We start from the raw sequence: 15,903 nt of genomic DNA, 5'->3' as shown, positions 1-15,903 counted from the left end.
GAAAATCTGCACTTTTTTGTTAGTATTAAAATGGTAAAATAACCTCAAATGAATTATTATTTTTAAATAATAATTCATTTGAGGTTATTATAATTTTTATTGCATTGTATGTAATGAAAATTGTATGAAAATCAATGTAATAAAATGTGTATGAATATTAAGGTGGAAAACAACAATGTTTTTGAGAAAATAATTATGTATAAAAATAACATTTGATACATAATCAACCGATTGTTTTTGATTGATTTATTATTGACAATATAATTAATTGTATGATAAATTCAATCAGCATTCTTAATGGTTTTTTGGTACGATTAATATTTTGAAAATTCAATACGGCATAAAGAGATTGATTTTTCTGTTTTTTTTGAGGCGGGTTACTAAGTCTATAGGGGAAGTGAACTATGTATATTTTTATTTTTAAAATAGAACAGTAATAAAGAATGTAACAAGTAAGAGATAAACTTGAAAAAGAGGTTTCAAAGAATGAGTCTTTTCATAAAGAAAGCAATGGATGAAGAAAAGAAAAAAGTATTGAATCAAACTTTAGGAGCGATTGATCTAACTCTTTTAGGGATTGGAGCAATTATTGGTACAGGTATTTTCGTATTAACTGGTATTGTAGCAGCGAAACATGCTGGTCCGGCGATTGTATTATCTTTTGTATTAGCGGCAATTATATGTGCATGTGTAGCTTTCTGTTATGCTGAATTTGCATCTACAGTTCCAGTTTCGGGAAGTGTATATTCATATACATATATGACACTAGGTGAGATTTTTGCATTTATAGTTGGCTGGTGTGTTATGCTGGAGTATTTATTAGCGACTTCTGCGGTTGCAGCAGGCTGGTCAGCATATTTTCAGTCATTGCTACTAGGTTTTAATATTCACATTCCTACGATTTTTGCTTCGGCACCAGGAATGGGGAAGGGTGGAATCATTGATTTACCAGCAGTTCTTATTATTTTAGTTGTTACATTTTTATTAAGCCGTGGTGCAAAAGAAAGTGCACGAATGAATAATATAATGGTTATTATTAAACTGGCTGTTATTGTAGGGTTTATTGTTGTAGGGACACAATATGTAAGACCAGAGAATTGGCAACCATTTCTACCGTTTGGTTTTCACGGTGTGGTAGGAGGCGCTGCTACTGTATTTTTTGCTTTTTTAGGATTTGATGCAGTTGCAACAGCCGCAGAAGAAGTGAAGCGTCCACAACGTAACGTGCCAATTGGGCTACTTGTTTCCTTGTTCATTTGTACGGTTCTATATGTAGGTGTTTCATTCGTGTTAACTGGAATGGTTCCGTTTACGGAATTAAATGTTGCTGATCCTGTTGCATATGCGTTGCGCACTGTAGGAGAAGATAGAATTGCTGGGTTGTTATCGGTGGGAGCGATAGCAGGGCTAACAACAGTTCTGTTAGTAGCTATGTTTGCATTTGTTCGTGTATCTTACTCGATGAGTCGAGATGGATTGTTACCAAAAAGACTTTCAAGTGTCCATAAACGTTTACAAACTCCATTTTTTAATACATGGGTTACAGGTATACTAGCAGCTTTATTAGCGGGATTAGTGGATTTGAATTTATTAGCTAATTTAGTGAATATGGGAACGATAACAGCATTTGTGTTTGTATCTATAGCTGTCATTGTATTAAGAAAGACACATCCTAATATGAAGAGGCCATTCCGTGCTCCTCTAGTACCTTTTTTACCTATCGTTTCGATAGTAAGTTGTATATATTTAGCTTTGAACCTTTCTAAGCTTACTTTAATTAGTTTTGTGGCATGGATTATAATAGGTGTTTTCATATATTTTGTATATGCTAAAAAACATAGTAATGTTAGAAATAGAAATAGAAATAGAAATAGAAATAGAAATAAAGTATAGTCCATTGAAATAATACTTGTAATGGAAATGAAAACACGCTACTTATTCATATAAGAACAAGTAGCGTGTTTTTTCTATTTAATAATCCCATTTTCTAAAATTTTAATAGTTGGTGCCACTTTCACATTAGCTTTTGAAAAGGCACTCGGCCAATCATCTTCGACTTGTTTCCATTCTTTATATTGAAACGCTCTCGCATAATCACCAAATCCGAATGGATCAAGTTGCTGTTTTTCAATGTTGTGGATTAAATCGTTCAAATCTTTGTTTAGTTGTTTTGTAATAAGAGAAGTTAATTTCTTTCTATCTTTGTCTATATCCATATTGAATGTAAGTTCAGAGACAGCAATTTTCAAATCCATTTTAACATGAAATTTGAAGTGGTTATCGCTATAATCTGTATGGATATCACGATTCATGCTAAGAACATTTATTGTTACGAAATCGCCGCCATCGGTATCTTTTAAATCACTATTACTTTCAACTGAAGTAGAAGGGATTTTCAATGTAAGCGAAACCGGTGTATTCGCTTTCTTTTGTAACAAAAGAAGAAGGGCGCTTTCATAACGATTTAATGACATTTTATAAATTCCGCGAGAAGTTAATAGCGCGGAACCAGTAACGATAACATCCTTTTTACCTTTTTTTATTTCTGAAATAGCAGGTGTTATACCTTTATTAAACGTTTGCCTATGAAATTCATGAAATGGTGTGAAAACTGTCCGATTGTATAATTTATTTGTATTAATTAAATCTGTTAAATACTCGGGAAGGGCAGGTTTATCTTTAAAGTTATTATATATAACTGAAGAAACTGGACCGTCTACTGCAACCATGCGCATGTTTCCAGTGTTTTTAGGATCACGATACCAAACATCAAGGTAAGGCATAGCCCCTTCTTGTTTTAAAAAATTTGTGCTAAATAAAATGAGCTGTAACTTTTCTGTAGATACTAAACCGCCACTTGAGCTATTAAACGTTGCTTTTGCTTCTCGAGGTGTACGTACTTTCGCTTCATGTGTTTCGTACTTTTTTTCTACGTCTTCATTAAAAATAGGATTCACGTGGTACACAATTAATTTTCCTTTTGCTTTTGCGTCAAAGCCGTAAATTAATGAAATCGATTGTTTTTCTAAGTCTAGCCGGTCTCCACAGCCTGTTAATAAGGTTATGAGAAAGCAAAGTATAGTGAAATGAATAAAGCGCCTCATTTAAATTTTGCTCCTTTTCCAATGCTGATAAAGTGTCATGTATAAGAGAAATACGACTGGGAATAGAAAAACGATAAAATAACTGGCAGTTCCCCAAAATTCTCGCAACGTACTTATTTGGTAAGAGGAAGGGATATAAAAGAATAGAACGAAAATGCACCCGAATAATAAAATCCAAACAGGTAATGGACTCCCTTTTTTGTTAAGTAATTGATTGATTCCATCTGAAGCAGTGAAAATATAAGGAATACAAGAATCGAAAATAATGAAGAGATAAAATGATAAAAAGATAATTTCAAATCGTTCCAGAAATGAAAAGTGAAATGGTGTAACAAGAGAAAGAGTCGGCCATAAAAATTTCGTTATACCATCCGGGCTAAAATAAACGAAAGAAACGAACGTAACTTGTAGGTAAACAAATAAAGTAATCATATTTGCAATAACGATTCCTTTTTTTGCAGCTGATTTGTTAGTTAGATAGGGATAAAGGACGAATGCAAACTCGAATCCGAGAAACGCAATGATAGTTGATTTCACTGTGGTTACAACTGGTATCCATCCTTCCTTTAGAAAGGGAAGAAGATATATCCAATGACCATCTTTAAGAGGAATAAACAATAGTAATGGCATCCAAAGGGTAAAAATCACAGTGAAAACGGCAAAGCGACTAATAATAAGTACACCTTTACTTGCAAGCATAAGCATTGGAATAGAGAGCAAAATCATAATTAAAAACATAGGAGATCTAGGTAAAATCCAAATGTGAATAACATAAAGGAGGGAAAAAACTAAGGAGACTGCTGCAAGTACAGCATATAAAATCCAAAAAATCATTCCTATTCTTCCTAGCCACTTCCCAAGATAACGAGTCAGCACATGAAGTAAAGTATATCCAGGATGCTTTTCCATAATTTTTACAATACATAAACTGACTAAAGTAGTGATAGCGCATCCGATAATAATAGACATCCAGCCATCTGTATTCGCACCTTGTGCAACTTCACGCGGAAGTGTAAGGACACCGAATCCTACTTGAACACCACTAATCGTTAAAATGTATTGAAATAAACTAATCTCCCTCTTTGCACGCTTTGTCACTTATCTTCCTCCATTTCTTCCATATCACTTTGTCGATTTTCTTGTTTTAAGTTAAGAGATAGTGGGCGTTTCTTCATTATTTTCCATGGTAAACGTACAAGAATATCTTTTAAATCCGAAGCAAATAACGGAGAAAAAGGACTACCATAAGGAACACCGAGAGATTCCATAGAAAGTATATGAATAATAATGATCGCCATCCCAACCATAATTCCAATGACGCCAAATAAAGAGGCAATTATCATCATCGGAAAGCGAAGAATTCGAATTCCTGCTGACATTTCCAGGTTAGGAATGATAAAAGAAGCGACTGCAGTAATTGATACGACGATAACCATAACGTTACTAACAATACCAGCTTGAACGGCAGCTTGTCCAATTACAATTCCTCCTACGACGCCGATTGTTTGTCCAACAGGCCCAGGAAGCCGAATCGCTGCTTCTCGGAGCATTTCGAGAACTAATTCCATTAATAAAGCTTCTAATATGGGAGGAAAAGGAATTTTGGCTCGAGATTCTCCAATCGTTAACAACAATTTGAGCGGAATCACTTCATAATGGAAGGAAATCATAGCAATATAAAGAGCAGGAGCAAATATTGCAATAAATAGCCCAGTGAAACGAAGAAGTCGTATAAAAGATGGAATCATAGGTCTGAAGCTGTAATCATCTATCGTCTGAAAAAAGGATGAAAAGGTCATAGGTCCTATTAATACGCCTGGTGAGCGATCTACAACAACGGCAATTCGCCCATCAAGAATATGATGTGCTGTTGTGTCAGGGCGTTCAGTTATTGATAATTGCGGAAAGAGAGTAAAGGAATTATCTTCAACAAACCCCTCTAATTCACCAGTAGTAAGAATCGCATCAACTTTTACTGACTCGATACGGGATGCCATTTCTTTTACGACATTTTCGTTCGCAACATCTGCTAGATAAAGCAAAAAAACCTTTGAAGTAGCTCGTTCACCAACAGTGAATTCCTTTACTTTCAATTCGCGATTTGGAATATATCGACGAATAAGTGCAAGGCTGTCGCTCGCTACTTCATTAAATCCTTCGTGTGAGCTTTTTATGGAGCTCTCTGTTGTAGGTTCTTCAATGCTCCTTTTTGGTGCCGCTTGCGTATCAAGCTCTAAAGCGGATAGTTGTCCGTTTATAAATAAAATACTTTTGCCGTGTAAAAGAGATTGTTCAATGTCTGTCCACTGTTGAACTTTTTTAATATTTCCGATAGAAACAGAGGCTTCCCAAAAATCGTCTTCATTCCACTCTTTAAATAAGAGAGGACGAAGAATGTTTACGTTAATAACAGTTTTGTCTACAAGTCCTTCCATATATATAAGTGCAGCTTCCTGTCCGTTTTTTAATGGAAAAGTGCGTGTTATTAATTCTGGAATACCGCTAAACATTTTGGACAAGTGCTTTAAATTAAGGGAAAGGGAAGAAGAGATAGATTTATTTAATGCGTAATCAGCTTGCTCTTGGGTAGAAAAAGATTTTTCACCACGAATCCATTTATTAAAAGACCCCATTTGTTCGCTTACTCCTTGTTATGTTTTATCCCGATTGGTGAGGGCTGATAATCAGTGGGGGATGAAGAAAACCCCCCACTGATTAAAGTTTCACTTTATATGGGTTATTATGGATAGTTACAAGCTGACATATGCGTAGTTTAAATTTTATATTGTATATTTTTAACTTTAACGCTATAATTATAGTGTTAAAGATGGAATCGTGATATGACCTGTTATGACTCTATCGTTTTATTTATGAATAAATGGATTGGTATTTTAGCAAGATGTGCTAATAAACTACTCCACCATGATAATAACGTGCCGAAATGTGGTGCGTATATTTTCGTGGTGGAGTTTTTTTATTCTCAAAAAGGGGGAAAGACCATGAATAACAACATGGTTCATATTACAATTGACGGAAAAAAGTATACAGCGGAGCCCGGTTCAACGATATTGGGTGTTATTAATGAGAACGGGATTGAACATCCGCAAATTTGTTACGTGCCAGAAGTAGATCCTATTCAAACATGTGACACTTGTATTGTAGAAGTTGACGGAAAGTTAATGCGTTCTTGTTCGACGATAGCAACGGAAGGTATGAACATTGAACGTGCTTCTGTTCGCGCAAAAGAAGCACAAACAGAGGCGATGGATCGGTTACTAGAAAATCATTTATTATACTGTACAGTATGTGACAACAACAATGGGAACTGTAAACTGCATAATACAGCAGAATTAATGGAAATTGAACATCAAAAATATCCGTATGAACCGAAAGTAGATGTAAGTGAAGTTGATATGACGCATCCGTTTTATCGCTATGATCCTAATCAATGTATTGCATGCGGTCAATGCGTTGAGGTGTGTCAAAACTTACAAGTAAATGAAACGTTATCGATAGACTGGGAAGCGGAACGCCCACGAGTTATTTGGGATGAAGGAGTAAATATTAATGATTCTTCATGCGTTAGCTGTGGTCAATGTGTAACGATTTGTCCTTGTAACGCTTTAATGGAGAAAACGATGCTCGGTGAAGCTGGATTTATGACGGGATTAAAACCAGATATTCTTGAACCGATGGTAGATTTAATTAAAGAAGTTGAGCCTGGATATAGCGGTATTTTTGCGGTATCAGAAGTGGAAGCGGCCATGCGTGATACTCGTACGAAGAAAACGAAAACAGTATGTACATTTTGTGGTGTAGGTTGTTCGTTTGAAGTGTGGACGAAGGGGCGTAAAATTCTTAAAGTACAGCCATCTTCAGATGCACCAGTTAACGCAATTTCCACTTGTGTAAAAGGGAAATTTGGTTGGGATTTCGTAAATTCTAAAGAACGAATAACAAAACCTTTAATTCGTAAAAATGGAACGTTTGTTGAATCTACATGGGAAGAAGCACTGAATGTAGTTGCAAATAAATTAGGCGCTATTAAAGAAGAGTACGGTAAAGGTTCTATCGGATTTATTTCTTCCTCTAAAATTACAAATGAAGACAATTATGTAATTCAAAAATTAGCTCGACAAGTATTTGGAACGAATAATATTGATAACTGCTCACGTTATTGCCAATCACCAGCAACGGATGGTTTGTTCCGTACAATTGGTATGGGTGGTGATGCCGGAACGATTAAAGATATTGCACAATCTGGTCTTGTTATTATTGTAGGATGTAATCCGACAGAAGGTCATCCTGTTCTAGCTACACGTATTAAACGTGCACATAAATTACACGGACAAAAGTTAATTGTAGCTGATCTTCGTAAAACCGAAATGGCAGAGCGATCAGATGTCTTTATTAGTCCAAAACAAGGAACAGATCAAGTTTGGTTAATGGCTGTTACGAAATATATGATTGATCAAGGTTGGCATGATCAGGAATTCATTAATGAGAATGTAAACTTCTTTGAAGATTTCAAAGAAAGCCTAGAGGAATATACACTTGAATATGCAGAAGAAGTAACAGGCATTTCAAAAGAAACGCTTATTCAAATGGCTGAAATGATTCGTGATGCAGATGGTACATGTATCCTTTGGGGTATGGGGGTAACGCAAAATACAGGTGGTTCTGATACTTCCGCTGCAATTTCAAACTTACTTCTTGCAACAGGGAACTACCGTCGTCCAGGAGCAGGCGCATACCCACTTCGAGGCCACAATAACGTACAAGGTGCTTGTGATATGGGTACTTTACCAGGATGGCTTCCAGGATATCAGCACGTTACTAACGAAATGGAACGTGCGAAATTTGAAACTGCTTACGGAGTAAAAATTGATAGTGAACCAGGTCTTAATAATATCGAAATGCTTCACGCAATTGACGAAGGAAAAATGAAAGCAATGTATCTTGTCGGAGAAGATATGGCTCTTGTAGATTCTAATGCAAATCATGTACATGAAGTGTTATCGAGCCTTGATTTCTTCGTTGTGCAAGATGTTTTCCTTTCTAAAACTGCTCAATATGCAGATGTTGTATTACCAGCAGCGCCATCTCTTGAGAAAGAAGGTACTTTCACAAATACAGAGCGCCGTGTCCAAAGATTATATCAAGTTCTTCCTACGCTAGGAGATGCGAAACCAGACTGGTGGATCGTCCAGGAAGTTGCGAATAAACTAGGTGCAAACTGGAATTATAGCCACCCAAGTGAAATCTTTGCTGAGATGGCAAGTTTATCACCATTGTTCTCGCAAGCGAACTATGAAGTGCTTGAAGGATGGAACAGTTTCCATTGGGGAAGTTTTGATGGAACGAATACACCACTTCTGTTCCAAGACGGATTTAACTTCCCAGATAAAAAGGCTCGTTTTGCGATTGCTGACTGGGTACGTCCAGCTGAATTTCCAGCTGAGTTTGACCTTCACATTAACAACGGTCGTATGCTTGAGCATTTCCATGAAGGGAATATGACAAATAAATCAACAGGTATTCAAACGAAAGTACCTGGTGTTTTCGTTGAAATCTCTCCAGACCTTGCAAAAGAACGTGGCGTAAAAACAGGTTCGTTAGTTCGTCTTGTCTCTCCTTTTGGAGCATTAAAATTACGTGCACTCGTTACAGATCGTGTAAAAGCGAATGAGTTATATTTACCGATGAACTCTACAGATAACGAAACGGCAATTAATTTCTTAACAGGTCCTGCTGTGGATGTACGTACGAATACACCTGCGTATAAACAAACAAAAGTACGTATGGAAGTATTAGAAGTTGATGGCGAAAATCCGATGCCAAAAGCGAACCCACGCAATAAAAAACGTCACCCTCAAGCTGGAATTGAGGTACATCGTAAGTGGGCACGTCCAGGGTATGTGCATTTAACGGATAAGTAGGAGGAGAAAACTATGGCTGCACCTATAAAAATGATTCAAAAACAAGAATTAACTGAGGAAGAAATAAAACAGCAAAAGTTAGATGATTTAAAAGAGCTTCTAACTAATAATGAAGAAGCTCTAAATCAGATGTTTAATATAGTAGGGGAATTAAATGACATTGGAATGCTAGAAGCTGCAAATTCAATGCTAAAAGCGAAAGAACCAATTGCGAAAATTGTTCTAGGTCAAGTAACTCGTGAGCCTGTTACAAATTTAATTAATAATATGATGGGCGCTGCAGGTGCGTTAACTGAACTTGACCCAGAACTTACGAAAAAGCTTATAGGTAGTTTATTAGTCGGGCTAGAAGAAGGTAATGAACATCTAGAAAGTAATAAAAAAGTAGGGGTATTCGATCTTATGAAAGTATTGAAAGACCCAGATATTAACCGTGCTATCGGGTTTGGGCTTCATTTCTTAAAAGGTATGGGGAAAGGGTTAAAAGACGAATAAACTTCATGAAGTGAACCTTTCCGCCCAAATATTTGTAGGAAATAGTTTGGGCGGAAGGCTCATTTTGGTAAAATATATAATAGAGTAAAATGAGGCTTTTGGGAGGTATAATTGTATGTCAAAAAAAGTACATGAATTTAATGATATGATACGAAAACTTCGAAAGGAACTTTTCGGAAAAGGACCAGAACGAATTCATACTGTTTTTGCGGAAAATATGGCTATAGCGACTCTTTATGGAAACTTAACACCTACTGAAAAATTTATTTCAAGTACGATGGACGGTGCGGAAATGGTTCATATGGCTAGAACGAAAATGATTCAAGAAGTGTATGCTGCGAATTCACGTGAACATTTGGAGGAACTTGTTGGAGCGAAATTAGTGAATTTGTTTTCAGATATGAAAGTAGAAGAAGATATTGCAGTTTCTGTATTTGTTTTTGATAAAAATATAACGTGAGAGAAGGATACTGATCGTGAAACCGATACAGGTAGAAAGAGAAATCTTTCGTTATGAACAAGGAGCATTTAAACATATAGAGGACAGCATTGTAACAGAGTTTCCTGTCACCATTAAAATGAACGGACAGGAGTTTGTTACAATGGTTAGTACTCCAGAATATATAGAAGATATGGTAATAGGCTTCTTAGCGTCTGAAGGAATCATTCGGAAGTATGAAGACATTGATAGTGTATGGGTGCAGGAGAAAGAAGGATTTGTGCATGTAACAACGACAAAAGTAAATCCGTATTATGAACAAATGCAAAATAAACGCTATATTACGTCTTGTTGTGGTATGAGTAGGCAAGGGTTTGTTTTTGCAAATGATGCACTAAGTGCAAAAAAAATGAAGGGTGTCCATGTACAGGTTGCTGCCGATGATTGTTTTCGGTTAATGAAAGAAATGCAGCAATCTGCGGATACGTTTCATCATACTGGTGGGGTTCATAATGCAGCTTTATGTGATGTTAATGGTATTATTTTAAGCCGAATGGATATTGGTAGGCATAATGCACTAGACAAAATTTACGGTTATTGTTTAAGAAACGATATTTCTATAAAAGATAAAATCATTGTTTTTAGTGGTCGTATTTCTTCGGAAATATTATTGAAAGTTGCAAAAATCGGTTGTGAAATTATACTATCAAAATCAGCTCCAACTGAGTTAGCTTTGCAACTAGCGGAAGATTTAGGTATTACGACAATAGGATTTATTCGTAATCACTCCTTAAATGTATATACCCATCCAGAACGTGTTTTAAATATAAAATAAAAGTGAGGCAATGAAGATGAAATCAGTTACATTAGACAAGTTGCAACGTCCGTTAAAGGATTTACGTATTTCAGTTACTGATCGCTGTAATTTTCGCTGCCGATATTGTATGCCAGAAGAAATATTTGGTCCTGATTACTCGTTTTTGTCTAATGATAAAATTTTATCTTTTGATGAAATTGAAAGGATAACACGTATTTTCGTTTCTTTAGGTGTGAGAAAATTACGGATTACAGGCGGAGAACCGTTACTTCGAAGAGGGCTTCCAAAGCTTATTGAGCGCCTTAATAAAATTGATGGTGTAGAAGATATCGGTTTAACAACCAATGGATCGTTACTTAAAAAGTTTGCTCCTGATTTATATAAGGCGGGACTATCACGTGTAACAGTTAGCTTAGATTCCTTAGAAGAAGAGCGGTTTTTCTATTTAAATGGTAATAGGAGCAAAGTGCAAAGGGTTCTGGAAGGAATACAGGCTGCAGCTGAAGTTGGAATGAAAATTAAAATAAACATGGTCGTTCAAAAGGGAAAAAACGAACAGGACATTTTGCAGATGGCGCAATATTTTAAGGAAAATAAGCATATTCTTCGTTTTATTGAGTATATGGATGTTGGAAATTATAATGGTTGGGATTTAAAAGAGGTCGTCTCTAAACAAGAAATAGTAGATACGATTCATCAAGTTATGCCGTTAGAACGGATAGAAGCAAATTATTCTGGTGAAGTGGCTACTAGGTATCGTTATATAGGAAGCGATGAGGAAATAGGTATTATTTCATCAGTAACAGATTCTTTTTGCTCATCATGTACGAGAGCTCGTATTTCTGCAGAAGGAAAATTATATACTTGCTTATTTGCTTCTAAAGGAAATGATTTAAGAGAATTGCTTCGTTCTGAACATACAGATGAGGACATTACAGATGTAGTACGCGATATATGGAATAATAGGGAAGATCGTTATTCAGATGAACGCTTAAATCATACAAATAAGAAAACAATACCTAAAATTGAAATGTCACATATCGGTGGTTAATATATAAAGCTAGCGTCATAGTGAAAAATGGAAAATTTACAAGAGTTGTGGATTTTCTATTTTATAGTAAAAGTGATGATTGATATCTCTGTAAAAGATGTGCAGAGAAATTAAGCAGCATTCAAAAACCTTTATTTTGAGGAGGTTTTTTGAAGCTGCTTTTTTATTTGGAGAAAATGGAGGAATGGGTAATGGCATTTCATAAGCCGGAACAAATTGCTGAGCTTGTCATTGAGGCCGGTGTTCAAAAAGTAAGACAGACATTGCCAGCGATGCTTATTCTCGGTTTTTTAGGAGGAGCGTTTATTGCGATAGGTTTTTTACTTAACATTCGAGTTTTAGGGAATTTACCTGAGCGCTGGGGAAGTCTAGTGAATGTTTTAGGAGGAGCAGTATTTCCTGTTGGACTCATGCTCGTAGTATTAGCAGGAGGAGAATTAATTACGGGAAATATGATGTCACTGTCTATGGCGCTTTATGCAAAGAAAATTACATTGATAAGTGTACTGAATAACTGGGTTTGGATTACTCTCATGAACTTTATTGGGGCAATTTTCGTTGCGTATTGCTTTGGACATCTTGGCGGATTAACAGAGGGAGAGTATTTAAATAAAACGGTAGCGATAGCGGAAGGGAAGTTACATGAATCATTTGGGAGAACTTTGATTTTAGCAATTGGTTGTAATTGGCTCGTTTGTCTTGCTCTTTGGCTCGCTTACGGGACGAGTGATTTTGTCGGGAAAATCATCGGAATTTGGATTCCAATTATGGCATTTGTAGTGATTGGATTTCAGCAAGTAGTAGCAAATATGTTTGTCATTTCCGCTGTTATTTTTGCTGGTCATCTAACGTGGATGGATCTGGCTAAAAATTTTGTTCCTGTTTTTATCGGAAATGTAATTGGAGGAGCTGGGTTTGTTGGTTTTGCTTACTTTGCTTGTTATCAGAAACAACATTCTAATATGAAATAGAGTTCTTGAGAGGAAGGGGTATGTAATGGCTGATCGGTATTCACGACAACAGTTGTTCAAACCAATTGGGAATAAAGGACAAGAAAAAATTCGAAATAAACATGTGTTAATTGTAGGGGCAGGCGCATTAGGAAGTGCAAGTGCCGAAAGTTTCGTACGTGCAGGTGTTGGCAAGTTGACGATTATTGATCGTGACTACGTTGAATGGAGTAATTTACAAAGGCAACAATTGTACTCTGAACAAGATGCGAGAGAGAAAATACCGAAAGCAATTGCTGCAAAAAATCGGCTAGAACAGATTAATTCGGAAGTGCAAATACATGCTTTCGTAATGGATGCAACTTCAGAAAATATGGAAGGTCTATTAAAAAATGTAGATGTAATCATTGATGCAACAGATAATTTTGATATTCGATTTGTAATAAATGATTTATCACAAAAACATAATATTCCGTGGGTATATGGTTCTTGCGTTGGATCGTATGGTATGAGTTATATAATTATTCCGCAAGAGACACCGTGTTTACATTGTATGCTGAAAAATATCCCTGTTACAGGTGTGACGTGTGATACTGCTGGGATTATTAGCCCGACTGTTCAAATCGTCGCAGCATATCAAGTGGCAGAAGCGCTCAAAATTTTAGTGGAAAATTTCTCAGCAATTAGAAAAACATTTTTCATGTTTGATATATGGAGTAATCAAAATCATTTTATAAAATTAGGGAAAATAAAAACAGACGCTTGTCTCTCATGCGGTTTGAATCGAACTTATCCTTATTTATCATACGAAAATCAAACGAAGGTAGCTGTTTTGTGCGGAAGAAATACAGTTCAAATTAGACCAGTAGAAAATAGACAGTACAACTTTGATGATATAGAAAAAGTATTAAATAAACTAGGGAAAGTAGATCGGAATCCGTATTTACTATCTTGCCAACTAGATGAGTACCGCGTCGTTATTTTTCAAGATGGTCGTGTTTTCATTCATGGTACAAATGATATTTCGAAAGCGAAACAACTATATTATCGCGTATTCGGTTAATAGAGAGGGTGTCAACAATGGAAAGAAGAGTGCCAATTACGGTTGAAGAAGCTGTTCGTAAAGTGATGGGATTTGCTGATAAAGGCTTAAAGGAGCTATTACCAATTGAATTAGCTTATGGACGTATATTAGCAGAGGATTTAGTAGCTGACCATGATGTACCGTCATTTAATCGTTCGCCGTATGACGGATTTGCTATTCGAGCAGAAGATACTAATTTAGCAAGTTATGAAACGCCAATTGTATTTGAAGTAGTGGGTGAAATTGGTGCAGGATCGCTATTCCATGAGAAAGTAGGTCCATTTCAAGCAGTTCGAATTATGACAGGAGCACAAATTCCGAATGGGTGTGATGCGGTTGTTATGTTAGAGCTGACTCGTCAATATGAGAAGAATGGCAACAATTATATGGAAGTGAAGCGATCATTCAAAACGGGCGACAATATTTCTTTTCAAGGTGAAGATGCTCGTAAAGGAACAGTTCTTGCAAAGAAGGGATTGTACATTAATCCAGGTATTTCAGCTCTTCTTGCTACATTCGGTTATAGTGAAGTACCAGTTGCGAGAAAGCCTGTAATTGGACTGTTAGCGACTGGGAGTGAATTACTGGATGTCAATGATTCATTACAGCCAGGGAAAATTCGAAACAGTAATACGTACATGATATTGTCTCAAATTCGAAGAGCGGGCGGAAGAGTAAAATATTTTGGGAAGTTTAGTGATGATTTTAATACGTGTTTTACAGCTGTGAAAGAAGCGCTTGGCCAAGTAGATATGTTAATTACAACGGGCGGTGTATCAGTAGGAGATTATGATTATTTACCAGCTATTTACGAAAAGTTAGGTGCATCTGTTCTTTTTAATAAAGTTGCAATGCGACCAGGAAGTGTTACGACTGTAGCACAATTAAATGGCAAGTTATTATTTGGTTTATCAGGGAATCCATCAGCTTGTTACGTAGGGTTTGAATTATTCGTAAGACCGTGTATTCGGACGTATATGTTTAGTGAAAAAGTACATTTAAAAAGAGAAAAAGCGTTATTAGGAGAAGATTTTCTAAAACCGAATCCATTTACAAGATTTGTACGAGCAAAATTGCAATATGATGAGGGGAAATTAATCGCTTATCCATCAGGGTTTGATAAATCTAGCTCAGTTTCTTCATTGGCAGAATCCAACGCGTTTATCGTATTGCCGGGCGGGACAAGAGGATATAAAAAAGATATGTTTGTCGATGTTCTTTTATTAGAAGATAACGAAGGTAGTGAATGGCCTTGGACATTTCATAAAGTGAGAGGTGGTTTTAATGGGACAAGTGCTATTTGAGATTGTAGATAAACCGATTTTAGTTGAAGAAGTAACGAATAAAGTCGCAAGAAGGGAAGCAGGTGCGATTACAACATTTATTGGTACGGTGAGAGAATTAACAAAAGGAAAACGAACGCTACATTTAGAGTATGAAGCATATAAACCGATGGCAGTAAAACAACTTATGAGAATTGGTGAAGAAATTAGTGAAAGATGGCTGGATGCAAAAGTAGCAATTACGCACCGTGTAGGGCGGCTAGAAATAATGGATATTGCGGTAGTCATTGCAGTTTCATCACCGCATCGTAAAGTAGCTTATGAAGCGAATGAGTACGCGATTGAACGTATAAAACGAATCGTTCCAATTTGGAAAAAAGAATTTTGGGAAGATGGAACGATGTGGGGTGGAGATCAACTTGAAAACACACCTTATCCAGAAGGAAAACCAAAGAAGGAAGAATGAGAAAATGATTACAATTTTACTGTTTGCAAATTTGCGTGAGGAAGTTGGATTGGATCGATTAGTAATTTCAGAAAAGCAAGAAATGACAGTGCAGCAATTAAAAGAATGGCTCAAAGCCAGCTATTGTTTACAATCGCTGGATAAAGTGATGGTGGCTGTTAATGAAGAGTTTGTAATGAATGAAGAGATGATAAAAGCCGGAGATATAGTCGCATTAATCCCACCCGTTAGCGGGGGATAATAAGCTTTTTCACCAGATGAAGTGCCAAGAAAAT

The 15,903-nt window shown here is 36.3% G+C and carries 14 protein-coding genes; 11 read left to right on the top strand and 3 right to left on the bottom strand.

From position 1 onward, the window contains the following. The first annotated feature begins 486 nt into the window (after window positions 1-486). Window positions 487-1,893 carry an APC family permease gene (locus MR136_RS07650; protein ID WP_242259306.1) on the top strand — a complete coding sequence of 469 codons (1,407 nt, stop codon included), beginning with the start codon at window positions 487-489 and terminating at the stop codon, window positions 1,891-1,893. Window positions 1,894-1,967: 74 nt separating this feature from the next. Here the strand turns inward: MR136_RS07650 and gerSC are convergent, their stop codons facing one another. From gerSC to gerSA, 3 genes are read right to left on the bottom strand one after another with little or no spacing between them, the layout of a single operon-like run. Then, window positions 1,968-3,104: a spore germination protein GerSC gene (gerSC, locus tag MR136_RS07645; protein WP_242259305.1), complete on the bottom strand. Its 1,137-nt coding sequence runs from the start codon at window positions 3,102-3,104 to the stop codon at window positions 1,968-1,970. Further along, entirely contained in the window at window positions 3,105-4,202 is a 1,098-nt protein-coding gene (locus tag MR136_RS07640; protein ID WP_242259304.1) for an endospore germination permease, read from the bottom strand. After that, window positions 4,199-5,737 carry a spore germination protein GerSA gene (gene gerSA / locus MR136_RS07635; protein ID WP_061457569.1) on the bottom strand — a complete coding sequence of 513 codons (1,539 nt, stop codon included), beginning with the start codon at window positions 5,735-5,737 and terminating at the stop codon, window positions 4,199-4,201. The genes MR136_RS07640 and gerSA overlap by 4 nt, the downstream gene beginning before the upstream one ends. 366 nt (window positions 5,738-6,103) lie before the next feature. Between gerSA and fdhF the strand changes: the two genes are divergently transcribed. The 10 genes from fdhF (at window position 6,104) to moaD (ending at window position 15,869) form a co-directional block, all read left to right on the top strand. Further along, window positions 6,104-9,043 (top strand): formate dehydrogenase subunit alpha, encoded by a 2,940-nt coding sequence (gene fdhF, locus MR136_RS07630; protein ID WP_001063637.1) that lies wholly within the window; start codon window positions 6,104-6,106, stop codon window positions 9,041-9,043. A 12-nt stretch (window positions 9,044-9,055) separates the two neighbouring features. Then, window positions 9,056-9,538, top strand: a complete 483-nt coding sequence (locus tag MR136_RS07625) for a helical membrane plugin domain-containing protein (RefSeq protein WP_000729897.1) — start codon at window positions 9,056-9,058, stop codon at window positions 9,536-9,538. A gap of 115 nt (window positions 9,539-9,653) precedes the next feature. Continuing rightward, entirely contained in the window at window positions 9,654-9,998 is a 345-nt protein-coding gene (locus MR136_RS07620; protein WP_000039582.1) for a Na-translocating system protein MpsC family protein, read from the top strand. 16 nt (window positions 9,999-10,014) lie between these two features. Continuing rightward, the gene (gene fdhD / locus MR136_RS07615) at window positions 10,015-10,812 is read left to right on the top strand and encodes a formate dehydrogenase accessory sulfurtransferase FdhD (RefSeq protein ID WP_017673152.1); all 798 of its coding nucleotides are present in this window, start codon (window positions 10,015-10,017) and stop codon (window positions 10,810-10,812) included. A 16-nt stretch (window positions 10,813-10,828) separates the two neighbouring features. Continuing rightward, window positions 10,829-11,845 carry a GTP 3',8-cyclase MoaA gene (moaA, locus tag MR136_RS07610; RefSeq protein ID WP_000844124.1) on the top strand — a complete coding sequence of 339 codons (1,017 nt, stop codon included), beginning with the start codon at window positions 10,829-10,831 and terminating at the stop codon, window positions 11,843-11,845. A 191-nt stretch (window positions 11,846-12,036) separates the two neighbouring features. Then, window positions 12,037-12,816 (top strand): formate channel, encoded by a 780-nt coding sequence (locus MR136_RS07605; RefSeq protein WP_000863998.1) that lies wholly within the window; start codon window positions 12,037-12,039, stop codon window positions 12,814-12,816. Window positions 12,817-12,841: 25 nt separating this feature from the next. Then, on the top strand, window positions 12,842-13,858 hold the full coding sequence (locus MR136_RS07600) for a molybdopterin-synthase adenylyltransferase MoeB (protein WP_061457567.1): 1,017 nt from the start codon (window positions 12,842-12,844) through the stop codon (window positions 13,856-13,858). Window positions 13,859-13,875: 17 nt separating this feature from the next. Then, window positions 13,876-15,183 (top strand): molybdopterin molybdotransferase MoeA, encoded by a 1,308-nt coding sequence (locus MR136_RS07595; RefSeq protein WP_061457565.1) that lies wholly within the window; start codon window positions 13,876-13,878, stop codon window positions 15,181-15,183. Next, window positions 15,164-15,628 (top strand): molybdopterin synthase catalytic subunit MoaE, encoded by a 465-nt coding sequence (gene moaE / locus MR136_RS07590; RefSeq protein WP_242259303.1) that lies wholly within the window; start codon window positions 15,164-15,166, stop codon window positions 15,626-15,628. Before MR136_RS07595 ends, moaE begins: the two co-directional genes overlap by 20 nt. Before the next feature lie 4 nt (window positions 15,629-15,632). Beyond that, window positions 15,633-15,869 (top strand): molybdopterin converting factor subunit 1, encoded by a 237-nt coding sequence (moaD, locus tag MR136_RS07585; protein WP_017673150.1) that lies wholly within the window; start codon window positions 15,633-15,635, stop codon window positions 15,867-15,869. Window positions 15,870-15,903: the final 34 nt, after the last annotated feature.

Origin of the sequence: Bacillus cereus group sp. BfR-BA-01311 (genome assembly GCF_022664295.1) — a bacterium.
Classification (GTDB): domain Bacteria; phylum Bacillota; class Bacilli; order Bacillales; family Bacillaceae_G; genus Bacillus_A; species Bacillus_A cereus.
Note: the sequence above shows the minus strand (reverse complement) of the source record. Positions and strands in the feature narration are given on the sequence as shown.